The 13,695-nt window shown below is 70.1% G+C and carries 16 protein-coding genes and 1 other RNA gene; 7 read left to right on the top strand and 10 right to left on the bottom strand.

Annotation, left to right across the window (positions count from 1 at the left end):
• Positions 1–41 precede the first annotated feature (41 nt).
• The 3 genes from ssrS to DDF62_RS19405 form a co-directional block, all read right to left on the bottom strand.
• A non-coding RNA gene (ssrS, locus tag DDF62_RS19415) (6S RNA) lies at positions 42–204 on the bottom strand.
• Between the two features lie 145 nt (positions 205–349).
• Positions 350–676, bottom strand: coding sequence for a cell division protein ZapA (locus tag DDF62_RS19410; RefSeq protein WP_058348093.1), 327 nt, complete (start codon positions 674–676; stop codon positions 350–352).
• A 4-nt stretch (positions 677–680) separates the two neighbouring features.
• A complete protein-coding gene (locus tag DDF62_RS19405) occupies positions 681–1,130 on the bottom strand; it encodes a DUF4164 family protein (protein WP_116490600.1) in 450 nt (149 codons plus the stop codon).
• A 217-nt stretch (positions 1,131–1,347) separates the two neighbouring features.
• On the opposite strand from DDF62_RS19405, the gene gap reads away from it, so the two are divergent.
• From gap to fba, 4 genes are all read left to right on the top strand, one after another.
• A complete protein-coding gene (gene gap, locus DDF62_RS19400) occupies positions 1,348–2,355 on the top strand; it encodes a type I glyceraldehyde-3-phosphate dehydrogenase (RefSeq protein ID WP_116490599.1) in 1,008 nt (335 codons plus the stop codon).
• A gap of 58 nt (positions 2,356–2,413) precedes the next feature.
• Positions 2,414–2,788, top strand: a complete 375-nt coding sequence (locus tag DDF62_RS19395; RefSeq protein WP_116490598.1) for a hypothetical protein — start codon at positions 2,414–2,416, stop codon at positions 2,786–2,788.
• A gap of 11 nt (positions 2,789–2,799) precedes the next feature.
• Entirely contained in the window at positions 2,800–3,990 is a 1,191-nt protein-coding gene (locus DDF62_RS19390; RefSeq protein WP_116490597.1) for a phosphoglycerate kinase, read from the top strand.
• 206 nt (positions 3,991–4,196) lie between these two features.
• Positions 4,197–5,288 carry a class II fructose-bisphosphate aldolase gene (gene fba / locus DDF62_RS19385; RefSeq protein WP_101719458.1) on the top strand — a complete coding sequence of 364 codons (1,092 nt, stop codon included), beginning with the start codon at positions 4,197–4,199 and terminating at the stop codon, positions 5,286–5,288.
• A gap of 59 nt (positions 5,289–5,347) precedes the next feature.
• On the opposite strand, the gene DDF62_RS19380 is transcribed toward fba, so the two are convergent.
• From DDF62_RS19380 to DDF62_RS19365, 4 genes are all read right to left on the bottom strand, one after another.
• Positions 5,348–6,697, bottom strand: a complete 1,350-nt coding sequence (locus DDF62_RS19380) for a hypothetical protein (protein WP_116490596.1) — start codon at positions 6,695–6,697, stop codon at positions 5,348–5,350.
• A 74-nt stretch (positions 6,698–6,771) separates the two neighbouring features.
• The gene (locus DDF62_RS19375; protein ID WP_165832301.1) at positions 6,772–7,431 is read right to left on the bottom strand and encodes a DUF1109 domain-containing protein; all 660 of its coding nucleotides are present in this window, start codon (positions 7,429–7,431) and stop codon (positions 6,772–6,774) included.
• 211 nt (positions 7,432–7,642) lie between these two features.
• On the bottom strand, positions 7,643–8,026 hold the full coding sequence (locus DDF62_RS19370; RefSeq protein WP_116490594.1) for a ribosomal maturation YjgA family protein: 384 nt from the start codon (positions 8,024–8,026) through the stop codon (positions 7,643–7,645).
• Positions 8,027–8,071: 45 nt separating this feature from the next.
• Positions 8,072–8,644 carry a TspO/MBR family protein gene (locus DDF62_RS19365; RefSeq protein WP_116490593.1) on the bottom strand — a complete coding sequence of 191 codons (573 nt, stop codon included), beginning with the start codon at positions 8,642–8,644 and terminating at the stop codon, positions 8,072–8,074.
• Positions 8,645–8,702: 58 nt separating this feature from the next.
• Between DDF62_RS19365 and DDF62_RS19360 the strand changes: the two genes are divergently transcribed.
• Positions 8,703–9,209 carry a GNAT family N-acetyltransferase gene (locus tag DDF62_RS19360; protein ID WP_116490592.1) on the top strand — a complete coding sequence of 169 codons (507 nt, stop codon included), beginning with the start codon at positions 8,703–8,705 and terminating at the stop codon, positions 9,207–9,209.
• On the opposite strand, the gene DDF62_RS19355 is transcribed toward DDF62_RS19360, so the two are convergent.
• Both DDF62_RS19355 and DDF62_RS19350 read right to left on the bottom strand, forming a co-directional pair.
• Positions 9,206–10,177, bottom strand: a complete 972-nt coding sequence (locus DDF62_RS19355) for a glycosyltransferase family 9 protein (RefSeq protein WP_101719426.1) — start codon at positions 10,175–10,177, stop codon at positions 9,206–9,208. The genes DDF62_RS19360 and DDF62_RS19355 overlap by 4 nt on opposite strands.
• Entirely contained in the window at positions 10,174–11,370 is a 1,197-nt protein-coding gene (locus tag DDF62_RS19350) for a glycosyltransferase family 4 protein (RefSeq protein ID WP_116490591.1), read from the bottom strand. Before DDF62_RS19350 ends, DDF62_RS19355 begins: the two co-directional genes overlap by 4 nt.
• 56 nt (positions 11,371–11,426) lie before the next feature.
• On the opposite strand from DDF62_RS19350, the gene DDF62_RS19345 reads away from it, so the two are divergent.
• Together DDF62_RS19345 and DDF62_RS19340 are read left to right on the top strand one after the other, a co-directional pair.
• The gene (locus tag DDF62_RS19345) at positions 11,427–12,299 is read left to right on the top strand and encodes an alpha/beta hydrolase (protein WP_116490590.1); all 873 of its coding nucleotides are present in this window, start codon (positions 11,427–11,429) and stop codon (positions 12,297–12,299) included.
• A gap of 85 nt (positions 12,300–12,384) precedes the next feature.
• The gene (locus tag DDF62_RS19340; RefSeq protein ID WP_116490589.1) at positions 12,385–12,783 is read left to right on the top strand and encodes a hypothetical protein; all 399 of its coding nucleotides are present in this window, start codon (positions 12,385–12,387) and stop codon (positions 12,781–12,783) included.
• On the opposite strand, the gene DDF62_RS19335 is transcribed toward DDF62_RS19340, so the two are convergent.
• Entirely contained in the window at positions 12,780–13,640 is an 861-nt protein-coding gene (locus DDF62_RS19335) for an SDR family oxidoreductase (protein ID WP_116490588.1), read from the bottom strand. The two genes, DDF62_RS19340 and DDF62_RS19335, sit on opposite strands and share 4 nt — an antisense overlap.
• Between the last annotated feature and the right edge of the window lie 55 nt (positions 13,641–13,695).

Raw genomic sequence — 13,695 nt, 5'->3', positions numbered from 1 at the left:
CGCGACCTTCTAGCCCGCAAAGGGTGATGAAGGGAAAGGGTGGCGGCGCCGCGAAGAACCGTGAAGACGTTTCAATCCACTCGAACCTGTTAGTTACAGGTGGGCCCCGTGTTCCCGCAGCCACGGCCACGGGAGGGAACAGGTCCCGATAGAGAGATTAAGGTCCCTGGGAATAGAAATCTTCGACGAGAGCCGCAGCACGACCCGCCATGGAGCAATATAGGGTGTCGGGTCGGCCCGCGATAGGGGCTCCGTATCCGGCGCGTTGTCGCGGCTGTTGATACCCCCTCGGTCGCTCCGCGACAGCTCCCCCCAAAAGGAGGGAGGTGGCCCGGAGGGCCGGAGGGGATCAGCCCGCCGCCAGCTTCTCGATGCGCTCGGCGGCGGCGTCGATGGCCTTGATGGCGCGGATTTCGACGCGGGTCTGTTCGTTCTGCAGGCGGGCCAGTTCCGACTGGTTGTGGGCCAGGCGCAGCTTCAGGTCCGACAGCTCGTCGGCCAGCAGCAGAGCGCCCATCAGGAACAGGCGCGTCTCGCCCAGCTGGCCGACTTCCTGGCTGACCTGGCGGACCTGGCGGTCGAACAGGCGCGCGATCTCCAGGAGGTGGGCCTCCTGGCCGTCTTCGCAGCCGACGCTGTAGGGGCGGCCGTTCACGTGGATGGTCAATTGCGCCATGGGCTCAGGCCTTCGCGGGCGGGTCGGGGTCGAACGGCGGGTCGTCCTCGTCGTACAACGCTTCAGGTTCGTCTTCGGTCTCGTCGTCGGCGAACTCGGCGGGCGCGGCGCCCTCCTCGTCGTCATGGACGCCTTCGCCGATCAGGCTCTCGTCGCCCAGGGCGGCGCGGATCTCGGCGATGGCCCGGCCCAGGGCCTCGCTGGCCTGTTCGCCAGCCTCCTCCAGGGCGCGCTCGCGCTGGCGGGCGGCCTCGAGATCGGCGGCCAGCTGGGCGGCCTTCTCGACCACCTCGGCGTCGGCGACGGGCGCCTCGAACAGGTCGCCCGAGACCGGCTGGGCGACGGCGCGCGCGCGCTCGGCCCGTTCGGCGGCGATCTTCTGTTCCAGGTTCGCGACGGCGCGCTCCAGCCGCCGCGCGGCCAGATCGAGAGCGCTTCCTTCGCCCGGTATCATCGGCAAGTTCCCATCATGCGGCGCAACATATAGATCGTCGCCGACTTCGCCAGCCGGCGTGACCACAATTGGGCGATGTAACGAGCGTCACAACAATAGCTAATGTCTTGTGAGCGTTCCTGGGCTTGACTTCGCCGCTTTCGACCGCGAAACCGCCTGCAAAATCAAGGAACGCCGCTCGCTTCCGAGCGGGTCCGATCGTGAGGAGAAAGACCACATGGCCCTTCGCGTCGCCATCAACGGCTTCGGCCGCATCGGCCGCCTCGTGCTGCGCTCCATCGCCGAGCACGGCCGCCGTGACATCGAGGTGGTGGCGATCAACGATCTGGGCCCGGTCGAGACCAACGCCCACCTGCTGCGCTACGACAGCGTGCATGGCCGCTTCCCGGGCGTCGTCACCTCGGGCGAGGACTGGATCGACGTCGGCACGGGCAAGATCAAGGTCACCGCGATCCGCAACCCCGACGAGCTGCCGCACGGCGACCTCGGCGTCGACATCGCCTTCGAGTGCACCGGCATCTTCACCGCCCGCGACAAGGCCGCCCTGCACCTGAAGGCCGGCGCCAAGCGCGTTCTCGTGTCCGCTCCGGCCGACGGCGCCGACAAGACCATCGTCTACAAGGTCAACCACGAGACCCTGACCGCCGACGACATCGTCGTCTCGAACGGCTCGTGCACCACCAACGCCCTGGCCCCGGTGGCGAAGGTCCTGCACGACCTGGTCGGCATCGAGCGTGGCTACATGACCACCATCCACAGCTACACCGGCGACCAGCCGACGCTGGACACCATGCACAAGGACCTCTACCGCGCCCGCGCCGCGGCCCTGAGCATGATCCCGACCTCGACCGGCGCCGCCAAGGCCCTGGGCCTGGTCCTGCCGGAACTGAAGGGCAAGCTGGACGGCTCGTCGATCCGCGTCCCGACCCCGAACGTCTCGGTCATCGACCTGAAGGTCGTCACCGGCCGCGAGACCACGATCGCCGAGATCAACGCCGCGCTGCAGGCCGCCGCCGACGGTCCGATGAAGGGCGTTCTGGCCGTGACCACCGACCCGCTGGTCTCGAGCGACCTCAACCACATCGCCGCCAGCTCGACGGCCGCCCTGCCCCAGACGCAGGTCATTGAAGGCAAGCTGGCCCGCGTGCTCAGCTGGTACGACAACGAGTGGGGCTTCGCGACCCGCATGAGCGACACCGCTCTGGAAATGGCGAAGTTCCTCTAAGGAACGACCAGACCCCCGCCCCGCAAGGAGCGGGGGTTTTCCTTGGCCCAGGACGTCGATGTCGAACGCGCACTCCGCCCCCGAGAGCTCACGCAAGCGCCGCCTGGCGCTGGCGAGCCTGGGCGCCGTCGCCGCGATCGGCCTCTTCGCCGCCCGCGAAGCTTTCGCCCCGGTCTGCTACTGGTCTGGCCGGCTGACGATGTCGCTGACGTCGGGCGGCGGCCACCAGCTGACGCCGGCGGCATGGCTTCCCGAGAACGCCCCGTCTTGGGGAGCTATCGGCGTCGCCATCGGCTGGCTCGGCCTGTGGGCCATGACAGCCTTCCTCGTCCGGCGAGACGCGCGCCCTTGGGCGTTGACCGCGCCGTTGATCCTGTTCCTGACCGTCGCTTGGTTCACCTCGCGTATGGTCTATGCCTGCAACATCATGTGAGTGACCTCGCAATGACCTTCCGCACCCTCGACACCGCCGATCTCGCCGGCAAGCGCGCCCTGGTCCGGGTGGACTTCAACGTGCCCGTCGACGGCGGCCGGATCACGGACGACACCCGCCTGCGCGCGGCGCTGCCGACCATCGCCTTCCTGTCGAAGGCCGGCGCCAAGGTCGTGCTGCTGGCCCACTTCGACCGCCCCAAGGGCAAGGTCGTGCCGGAGATGAGCCTGGGCTTCGTCGCCGAGCCGCTGAGCAAGCTGCTGGAGCAGCCGGTGGCCTTCGCCAGCGACTGCATCGGTCCTGAGGCCGCCAAGGTCGTCGACGCCCTGGAGAACGGCGGCGTGGCTCTGCTGGAGAACGTCCGCTTCCACGCCGGCGAGGAAAAGAACGACGCCGAGTTCGCCGCCGCCCTGGCCGCCAACGGCGACGTCTATGTCAACGACGCCTTCAGCGCCGCCCACCGCGCCCACGCCTCGACCGAAGGCCTGGCCAAGCTGCTGCCGGCCTATCCGGGCCTGGCCATGCAGCGCGAACTCGAGGCGCTCGACGCCGCGCTCGGCAATCCGAAGAAGCCGGTGATCGGCATCGTCGGCGGCTCGAAGGTCTCCACCAAGCTCGACCTGCTCAACAACCTGGTCGCCAAGCTCGACCGCCTGGCCATCGGCGGCGGCATGGCCAACACCTTCCTGTTCGCCCAGGGCCACGACGTCGGCGGCTCGCTCTGCGAGAAGGACCTGGCCGACACCGCCCGCGAGATCATCGCCAAGGCCGACGCCGCCGGCTGCGAGCTGCTGCTGCCGGTCGACGTGGTCGTCGCCAAGAAAGTCGCCCCGGGCGTGGAAACCGCCGTCCGCCAGCTGAACGAAGTGCAGGCCGACGACCTGATCCTCGACGCCGGCCCGCAGAGCGCCAAGAAGCTGCTGGCGGCCATGGACCAGAGCGTCACCTTGATCTGGAACGGCCCGCTGGGTGTGTTCGAGGTGCAACCTTTCGACGAAGCGACCGTTTCGGCGGCGAAACACGCCGCGTCGCTCGCGAAATCGGGTAAGATCGTGGCGGTCGCTGGCGGCGGTGATACCGTCGCGGCGTTGAACCACGCGGGCGTGTCGGCCGACTTCACCTTCGTTTCGACGGCGGGCGGCGCGTTCCTTGAATGGATGGAGGGCAAGACGCTTCCGGGCGTCGCGGCTCTCGAAGCCTAAAGGGAGGATCCCGGCGAGCCGAGAACGGCCGCGGGACCATCAGCCAAGTCGGAGCGCCTGCCCCCGAGCCTTTCGGGGCGCGGGCCTCCGCTCTCGGGACGCCGGACGAGGAACCGGCCCCGGGATATCCGGGCAAAGAGCGCACAAGCGCCGCGCCCCAATAACAAGAACCAATTCAACGACTTCAAAGCTTGCAGGAGAAATACGTGGCGAGGATCACGCTTAGGCAGTTGCTGGACCATGCGGCGGAGCATGAGTACGGGCTGCCCGCCTTCAACATCAACAACATGGAGCAGGGCCTGGCCATCATGGAGGCCGCCGACGCGGTCGACAGCCCGGTCATCATCCAGGCCTCGCGCGGCGCGCGGAACTACGCCAACGACATCATGTTGGCCAAGATGATCGACGCCCTGGTCGACATCTACCCGCACATCCCGGTCTGCATGCACCAGGACCACGGCAACGGCCCGGCGACCTGCGCCACGGCGATCCAGTACGGCTTCACCTCGGTGATGATGGACGGCTCGCTGATGGAGGACGCCAAGACCCCCGCCAGCTACGAATACAACGTCGACGTCACCCGCCGGGTGGTCGAGATGGCCCACGCCTGCGGCGTGTCGGTCGAGGGCGAGCTGGGCGTGCTGGGCTCGCTGGAGACCGGCATGGGCGAGGCCGAGGACGGCCACGGCTTCGAGGGCAAGCTGTCGCATGACGAGCTGCTGACGGATCCGGACCAGGCCGTCGACTTCGTGCAGGCCACCGGCGTCGACGCCCTGGCCATCGCCATGGGCACCAGCCACGGCGCCTACAAGTTCACGCGCAAGCCGGACGGCGACGTCCTGGCCATGAACGTGATCGAGGAAATCCACCGCCGCCTGCCCAACACCCACCTGGTGATGCACGGCTCGTCGTCGGTGCCGCAGGACCTGCAGGACATCATCAACGCCTATGGCGGCGAGATGCCCCAGACCTGGGGCGTGCCGGTCGAAGAGATCCAGCGCGGCATCAAGCATGGCGTGCGCAAGATCAACGTCGACACCGACAACCGCATGGCCATCACCGGCGCCATCCGCAAGCTGCTGATCGAGAAGCCGCAGGAGTTCGACCCGCGCGCCTATCTGAAGCCGGCCAAGGAAGCCATGCGCAAGGTCTGCCAGGCGCGCTTCGAGCAGTTCGGCTCGGCCGGCCACGCCGGCAAGATCCGCGCGATCTCGACCGCGGCCATGGCCAAGCGCTACATCTCGGGCGAGCTGAACGCCAAGTTCGGCGCCCCGGCCGGCAAGGCCGCCGCCGAATAGGCAGCCCCGCCTCGCGCAGGACTGAAGGCCCTCCCGGTTCGCCGGGAGGGCCTTTTTCGTCAGAAGCCGTAGTTGACCCCGACGGTGAGCCGCGAGCTGTAGACGGGCCACATGTAGAGGGCCGAACCGTCCTCGAAGGACTTGGAGGCCCGGGCCAGGGTTCCCGGCGCCGTCAAGACGCTGTTCAGCGACAGGTCCCGACGGCGCTCGACCGCGACGAAGCCGCCCAGCGGACCGCGCACGTAGTCGAGGCGCCCGCCCAGGGACCCGATGACGCCGTCGTTCATGTCCTGGATGATCGAACGGTTGGAGTAGGTCCCATACTGCACGTAGTCCCACGAGGTCGCGGTGATGTCGGCGATCTCATATCCGACCCGCGAGCGGATCGACCAGGACAGCCCATCGATCCACGGCACACGAGCCGACAGGGCGCCGGTCAGGGCCGCGCGCCCGACCGGGCCGTCAGCCGAACGGAACGTATCGATTACAGACGCCTGTTGCTCGCGCTCCTCCATCGTCCACCAGCCCGCGCCCAGTTCACCGCCCACGCTGGCCCGGGCGCCCCGGAACACGCCGCCGAGCGGGAAGTCCCAGGCCGCGCCGAGATCGACATCCACCTTCTTCGAGGTCTGGCTGACGTCGTCGGCTGACAGCCGCGCCGTCGCACCGCCACGCGAGTAATGAATGACATCCAGCGTGACCGGAAAGATGTAGGCCGACCCGCAGCGGGTGCACACCTCGACAAACTGCCCAGGCCCGGTGACGACATAGTCGGACCTGAAGGGATCGATCCGGCTCTTGGTGCGCTCCAGCTGATTGCCGATCCGCGAGGTGAAACGCCACCCCCGGTTCCCCAGCCCCTGCGGCGCGAACTCCGCGCCCAGCGTGAAGCCTGAGGACCAGCTGCGCACGTGCGGCCTGTGTTCGTCGCGCAGGGGAGCGCGTGGGTAATTGTCGTCAAGCCCGATCGAGTTGGGCTGGAACACCGGCGTGCTGCTATAGGCGTAGCCGGTCCGGGTCTGGACGCCAAGGCGTGCGGCCGAAGTGGGCTGGCGGTCGGCCAGGAAGCCGCTGGCCTCGACCCGGAAGCGCGGCGCGGCTCGGTCGTAGGCGCGGGCCAGTTCGACCGGGGCCGGCGTCTCTCGAGGTTGCGCGGCGACCGGGACCGGTTGGGCCCGGCAGGCGATCGCGTCGGCGCGCAGGCGATCGGCCTCGACGCGCAGGCGCTTGTATTCAGCCCATTCGGCGTCGCCCGCCGCTCCCACGGGACCGCTTCGCGCGGCCAGGGCGACCTTTTCGGTGGCCGCCTTCATGGCGGCGAAGGCTTGATCCTCCAGCCGCGCGACTGAAACCTCCACGGCGGCGGCGTCACAGATCTGGGCGGGAACCGCCGACATCAGGAACAGCATGAACTCTCCGGCAAGCTATGATTGCGGCTTCTCGCACATCACAACGACGAGATGAATACCCCCAGGTCGCGGGATCAGGCCGCCAGGCGGTTGAGGGCGGCGCCGGCGAGGCCGCACAGCAGCACGCCGCCCAGGTACCACAGGCCCACGAACACGAAGGTCGAGTGCGGGCAGTGCAGGCCATAGACGCTGGCGGCCAGGCCGCCGGCGAAGATCCCCGCCGCGAAGCCAGCCAGGATCGGCCGCTCGGTCTCGACGCCGCGCAGCACCGTCAGGGCCAGCAGCAGGGTCGGCAGGGCCAGCGCGACGATGTTGAAGAAGCACGCGCCCACCGAGGCCGGCGAGAACAGCCGCGCCAGCTTGGCGGGCTCCAGTTGCATCGCTTCCGTCACGCCGCCGACGGCGAACACCAGCAGCGCGATGACCGCCACGACGATCGCCGTCGGGGCGGGCGGACCGCGCCGGATCAGGCGGGCCAGACCGTCAAAACCCGCGGCGGCCAGGGCGGCGGTATAGGCCATCTTCAGCCAGAAGAACGGTTGCTGGTGCGCGGTGGCGATGTCGGGGCGCAGGTCCAGCCAGAAGAACACCAGCAGCAGCGCCGCCAGCCCCCCGGCGACGCCGATCTCGGCCAGCCGCCAGGCCGGTCGCGTGGCTTTCGGCCGCCAGCCCGCCCCACCGGGCGTCCGGACAGCGAGCACGCCATCGTCATAGGTCGCGTCGTCGAAGGCCAATCGCTTCCCCCCGCAACAGGCTTGTTCTGGGCCGCCCGTCCCCTGGCGGCGCGTGCTCGTGAGAGGCGCTCTCAAAAGCCGGGGCGAATGCGTAAAGGTTAGGCAGCGGAAGTCAATACCGGCGTTCTCCGAGCCCTGTGGAGCGGCTGTGGACATCGCCTCAATGCTCGGTTGAGCGGCGCCGGGACCCGTGAGCGGCGATCGCGGCGCCTCATCCGGCGGCGGACGAACAGCTTCGCCAATGCCGGTCGATCAGCACCGCCAGGCCGACGCCGACGGCGTAGCAGGCCAGATCCTTGAGGTCGAACACGCCCCCGAACACCACCCGCGCGACGCGACTGCCGCCGAGGCCCGCGTGGTCGAGGACGTTCAGGGCCTGTCCCAGTTCGATGACGACGCCCAGGGCCAGGGCGCAGGCGGCCGCTCCCGCGCGGCCCAGGGGCGTGGCGCCCCTCACCGCGCAATAGACCATGGCCGTGGCCAGCACGTCGCCCAGATAGGGGCGCACGAAGCCGTCGCGCACGAACAGCGCGATGACCACTTCGACCACGAACAGCATCGCGGCCGCCGCCAGGTGTCCAAGCCGAATCCGCATGCGCCCTCCCCGCTCGAAGGCGGGGAGAAGGCCGTGTCGGACCGCCTAGTGCAAGGTGGGGCGGACGGAAGAGCGTCGCCACAGCTGGGCGGTCAGGGCGTTGGCCACGCCCAGCCAGCCCAGGTCGGGCGCCGAGGCGCCGCCGACCTTGCGAGCTTCCACCGCATAGGCCGCCGAGGCGCCCAGCGAGGCGGTGGCCACGGCCAGCTGCCCGCCGCCGCGCTTCGTGCCGAAGGCCAGCCACAGGGCGTTGAAGCCCTGGGTCAGGCTCCACAGGGTCAGCGCCCGGGTGCGGGCGGGGCTGGACGGCGCGTTCCAGGTGCGCAGGCCCGACAGGGTCATGGCGATGAACAGCGGCGGCAGCAGCAGGCTGGTGAGCGGCTTGGGCTGGTGGGCGACCGGCTCGTGCATCTCGGCATAGCCGACCGCGTACTCCTCGTCGTCGATCACCCGCTCGTGGCGGCGGCCCAGCAGCGTCGCGGCCAGGATCGCGCCGCCGGCCAGGGCCAGGCCTATGGCCAGCTGGGCGCCGGCGCTGTTGCCGCTGGTGTCCGGCTGGAACGCTTCGCGGCCAGGCAGGGCGCGGGGGGCGTACGGCTTGCCGGGGGTGATGCGCATTGACGGACTCCTCGTTAACTCGGAACCCTAAACCGTCCAGTTTCCGGCTTGGTTCCAGATGAACAGCGCCCCCGCGCCCATCCTGCTACGTCCCGCGCGCGTCGTCGAGGTCGAGGCGATCCGCGCGCTCGAACGCGCCTCGGCCCAGCGTTTCCTGGGCCTGATGGACGCCATCGCCGCCGACGAGCCTACCCCCGCCCCGCTGCTGGCCCGGCGAATCGTCGAGGGCGGCCTGCTGGTCGCCGAGATCGGCGAGGCGATCGCGGGCTTCGTGATGTTCAGGCCGCTGGAGGGCGGGCTCTATGTCGAACAGCTGGACGTGCTGCCGGCCTTCGCCGGACGCCGGATCGGCGCGGCCTTGCTGGACGCGGTCGGCGCGCGCGCCGGCGCTGGCGGCCTGATGCTGTCGACCTTCCGCGACGTGCCTTGGAACGCGCCCTACTACGCCCGCCTGGGGTTCGAGACGGTCTGGGAGTTGACCCCGGGCATGGCCGCCATCCGCGCCGAACACCTGGCGCGCGGCCTGGACGAGGACGCGCGGGTGTTCATGAGACGTACGCCCTAGCGCGGCAGCAGCGAGATCGCGGTGCTGGCCACGGTGCTGACCGGCAGGGCCTTGAGGTCCGGCGACTTGATCACCGCCACGTGGCCGCGCGGACCGCACAGGGCCGGGTCCGAGGCGTCGGAGAACAGCGCGATGGTCGGCGCGCCGGCCGCGGCCAGCAGGTGCGTGGGGCCCGTGTCGTTGCCGACCACCAGGGCGGCCTTGGCCCCGAGCACCGCAAGCTGGGCGAAGTCGGTGCGGCCGGTGAGGTCGCGGGCCTGGCCGGCGGCCTTCTGGATCTGGCGCGCCATGGCGCTTTCCTGCGGGCCGCCGATGATGACGATGTCCAGCCCCTTGGACTTCAGGAGGGCCGCCAGCTGGGCGTAGCTCTCGACCGGCCAGCGCTTTTCGGGCCGGTGGGCCGAGCCGCCGGGCACCAGCAGCACATAGGGCTTGGGCGTCACCGCGCCGGCGACAGGACGGGCGTCCTTGTGCTTGCGCAGGATCCACGACAGGTCCGGCGGCGGGGCGCTGCCCGGCTCGGTGGGCGCGTCGGGCCAGATGCCGGCCTGGCGCAGCTGGTCGGCGTGCCGCTCCAGCGTGTGCATGTGATAGCGGGCGCGGCCGCGCTGAGGCAGGCTGGCGCCCTTGGCGATCCCCGACCACTGCGGCGGGAACGGCCGCAGGGCCTGGAAGTACCAGCCGGTGCGGTTGTTGGTCTGAAGGTCGTAGACGCGGTCGTACTTGGCCTTGCGGATCCGGCCCAGCATCTTGAAGAGATCGCCGGCGTCGCTGGGACGTCCATCCACCTCGACGGCGTTGAAGTAGGGCGACAGGCGGGCCAGGGCCTCGAACGGAGGAGTGGTCAGAAGGGTGATCCGGGCGCGCGGATGCGCCTCGCGGATCTTCTTCATCGCCGCCAGGGCCAGGACGAAGTCGCCCAGCGCGCCCAGCTTGATGACCAGGACCTTCTTGATCTCCTTGCTCAACCCTTCGACTCCAAAACGCCCGCCCCAGTCTTCCGGGCGGCCATGACGCGCGCATAGACCTTAAGGGTCGCCTCGACCATCGCGTCCACAGAATACAACCGCCGCGCTCGCGCGCGCGCCGCCATGCCCATCGCCTGACGCCCGGCCGCGCCCGCCTCGCAGGCGTCGTTCAGGGCCTGGGCCCAGGCCTCGGCGTCGCCCGGCGCGGCCAGCCAGCCGGTCTCGCCGGGAACCACCGTCTCGCGCGTGGCGCCGTGGTCGGCGGCGATCACCGGGCGGCCCATGACCTGCGGCTCCACCGCCGTGCGGCCGAAGGCCTCCGGCTCCAGCGACGGGGCGATGGCCAGGTCGGCCAGCAGGTAGGCGGCCGGCATGTCGTCGCAGTGGCCCACCAGCTTGACGCTGTCCTGCAGGCCGGCCTGGGCGATCATGTGCTCAAGCTCGGCGCGGTAGCCCTTGCGGCCCTGGTCGTCGCCGGCCAGCAGCAGCAGCACTCGCGTGTCGCTGAGCGCCTTCAGCCGCGCGACGGCCTCGATGGCCAGGCCCTGTCCCTTCCAGCGGGTCAGGCGGCCGGCCAGCAGCACCTTCAGCCGGCGCTCGTCGCTGGCCACGCCCCAGGCCTTGCGCAAGGCCTCGACGCGGTCGGCCGAGACGAAGCCGGGCTCGAAGCGCGACAGGTCCACCCCGCGCGGGATGGCCACCACCCTGTCGGGATGGATGCCGTGCTCGGCGATGACATGGGCGCGGGTGTATTCGGAATTGGCGATCACCAGGTCGCCCTTGGTCATCACCGCATTGTACCAGCGCTTGAGGCTGGACTTGGCGTTGTAGACGCCGTGATAGGTGGCCACGAACGGCGTTCGGGTGGCGTGCGCCGCCCACAGGGCCGAGAAGGCCGGCGCGCGCGAGCGGGCGTGCACCAGGGTCACCTTCTCGCGGCGGATCAGGTCGATCAGGCGGGCGGCGTTGCCAAGCATGATCAGCGGGTTCTTCGATTGGGCCGGCATCTGGGCCAGGCGGCCGCCGTCGGCCTCCAGCCGCGCGGCCATGCGCCCGCCGCGCGTCGCCACCAGGGCCTTGCCGCCCTGGGCCACCACGCCGTGCGCGACGTCGATCGTGGTCTGCTCGGCGCCGCCGGTTTCCAGTTCCGGAGTCACCTGCAGCAGGGTGAATTCATCGGGAAGGATGGACACGCCGCGCTCTGAAGAGGTTAGGAGGGGTTAGTTAGCGAAACGAACAAGGCCGCGCCATGACCGAAGTCCGCGATTTCCACCCGCGCGAGGAAAATCAGCGTCTCGCGTACCGCAAGATCGACGGCGCGGGCCCCACGGTGGTGTGGCTGGGCGGCTTTCACTCCGACATGACCGGAACCAAGGCCCAGGTCCTGGCCGACCAGGCCCTGGCCACGGGCGGCGCCTATGTCCGCTTCGACTATTTCGGCCACGGCGAATCGTCGGGCGACTTCAGGGACGGCACGATCAGCCGCTGGCGCGCCGACGCCCTGGCCGTCATCGACGAACTGACCGAGGGGCCGCTGGTGCTGGTCGGCTCGTCGATGGGCGGCTGGCTGGCCTGCCTAGCCGCCATCGCCCGGCCCGAGCGGGTGAAGGCCCTGGTGCTGATCGCCCCCGCCCCCGACTTCACCGACAAGCTGATGGAGCCCGACCTGTCCGACGAGGCCAGGACGGCGATCGCCCGCGACGGCTTCTGGATCCGGCCGTCAGAGTACGACGACGGCGGCTACGCCATCACCCGCGACCTGCTGGAGGACGGCGCCCGCTGGTCGATCCTGCCCGGCCCCGTGCCGATCGACGCGCCCGTGCGCGTGCTGCAAGGCGGGGCCGACGCCGACGTGCCCTGGACCCACGCCCTGGAGCTGGCCAACGGCCTGACCAGCCAGGACGTCGTCTTCTCGCTGATCAAGGACGGCGACCACCGCCTGTCTCGCCCGCAGGACCTGGAGCGCCTGGCAGCCGCCGTGGCCGAGGCCCGCGTGCTGGCCACGCCCGTCGAAGACGACCCGGTCGCCCGCCGCCTGGCCCGCGCAGCGGCGGCCCGTTCGGCCGGCCAGGCCCCGGCCGCGGCCTGGGCTGCGGCGGATCTGGGCGACGACGAGGACTGACCGCGCAAGGCCATTGCCCAGGGTCGCGCCGCATGGCCAAGCTCGCGCCCAGGTCGATTCGGCCTTGAGTTTGAGCGGGGGTTTCATGCGTCTTCAGAAGTTTTCCATCGCGGCCGCCCTGGGGGGCGCGCTGTCAATCGCGTCCAGCGCGCAGGCTCAGGCCCCCGCGACGTCCTCGCCCAGCGAAGACCTTCGCTGCTTCGTGGCCACCTCGCTGCTGGCCGCCAGCGACGACGAGAGCGCCAAGCAGATCGGCCAGATGGGCGCGCTCTACTTCATGGGCCGCATCGACGCGAAGCTGTCGGACAAGGAGATCGAGGACCAGATGGTCGCCCTCAGCGCGGGCCTGACCGAGGCCGACACCCGCGCCATGCTGGTGCGCTGCGGCGGCGAATTGGAGAAACGCGGCGCGACGATGCAGGAGATCAGCAAGCGCGTGCAGGTCCGCGAGGAAGCCGCCGCCGCGGCCAAGAAGGGCTCCTAGCCGTCCGCGGCCAGGATGGCGGCCAGCCCTTCCCGATAGGTCGGATAGGCCGGTCGCCAGTCCAGCTCGGCCTTGGCCAGGGCGTTCGAGACGCGCTTGTTCTCGGCATAGAAGCGGCGGGTGGCCGGCGACAGGCCCAGCGCGTTGAACGGCAGGTCGGGCGGAACCGGAACGCCCAGCAGGCGGGCGGCGTGCTCCATGACGTCCTGCGGCGGGGCCGGCTCGTCGTCGCACAGATTGTAGACCGCCCCGGCTCGGGGCCGCTCCAGCGAGGCCAGCAGCCCCGAGACGATGTCGTCGCGGTGGATGCGGCTGAACACCTGGCCCGGCTTGACGATCCGACGGCCTTCGCCGGCCCTCAGCCGGTCGAAGGCGCTGCGGCCGGGGCCGTAGATGCCCGGCAGGCGGAAGGTGGCGATGGTCAGGCCCATGCCCCGGCACACCTGGCGCCAGTCGCGCTCGGCGCCGACCCGGCGCGCGCCCTCGACCGACTGGGCCTTCAGCGGGCTTGATTCGAATACCCAGCCCCCGTCGAAGTCGCCATAGACGCCGGTGGTCGACAGATAGCCGATCCAGTCGGGGAAGGCCTCGGCGGCGGCCAGGGCGGGAATCACCGCCTCCAGGGCCGGACAGCCCTCGCCGGTGGGAGGCGAGGTCACCAGCACCGCGTTCACGCCGCGCATGGCCAGGGCCATGGCGGCCTTGTCGTCGGGATCGACGGCGGAAAAGCCCAGGGCCTCGACGGCGGCCCGCGCCTGCGGCGTGCGGCCCGTGGCGCTGACCGCCCAGCCTCGCGCGGCCAGAGATTCGGCGAAGGCGGCGCCGACATAGCCCAATCCGAACACGAACAGACGCAAACCCAGAGCCCCGCCCTCAAATCCAAGGGACCAATGAGCCGTCGAAACGGGGCTT

Origin of the sequence: Caulobacter radicis (genome assembly GCF_003094615.1) — a bacterium.
GTDB classification, from domain to species: Bacteria; Pseudomonadota; Alphaproteobacteria; order Caulobacterales; family Caulobacteraceae; genus Caulobacter; species Caulobacter radicis.
The sequence above is the reverse complement of the archived record's forward strand: the minus strand, read 5'-3'. Positions and strand labels throughout refer to the sequence as shown.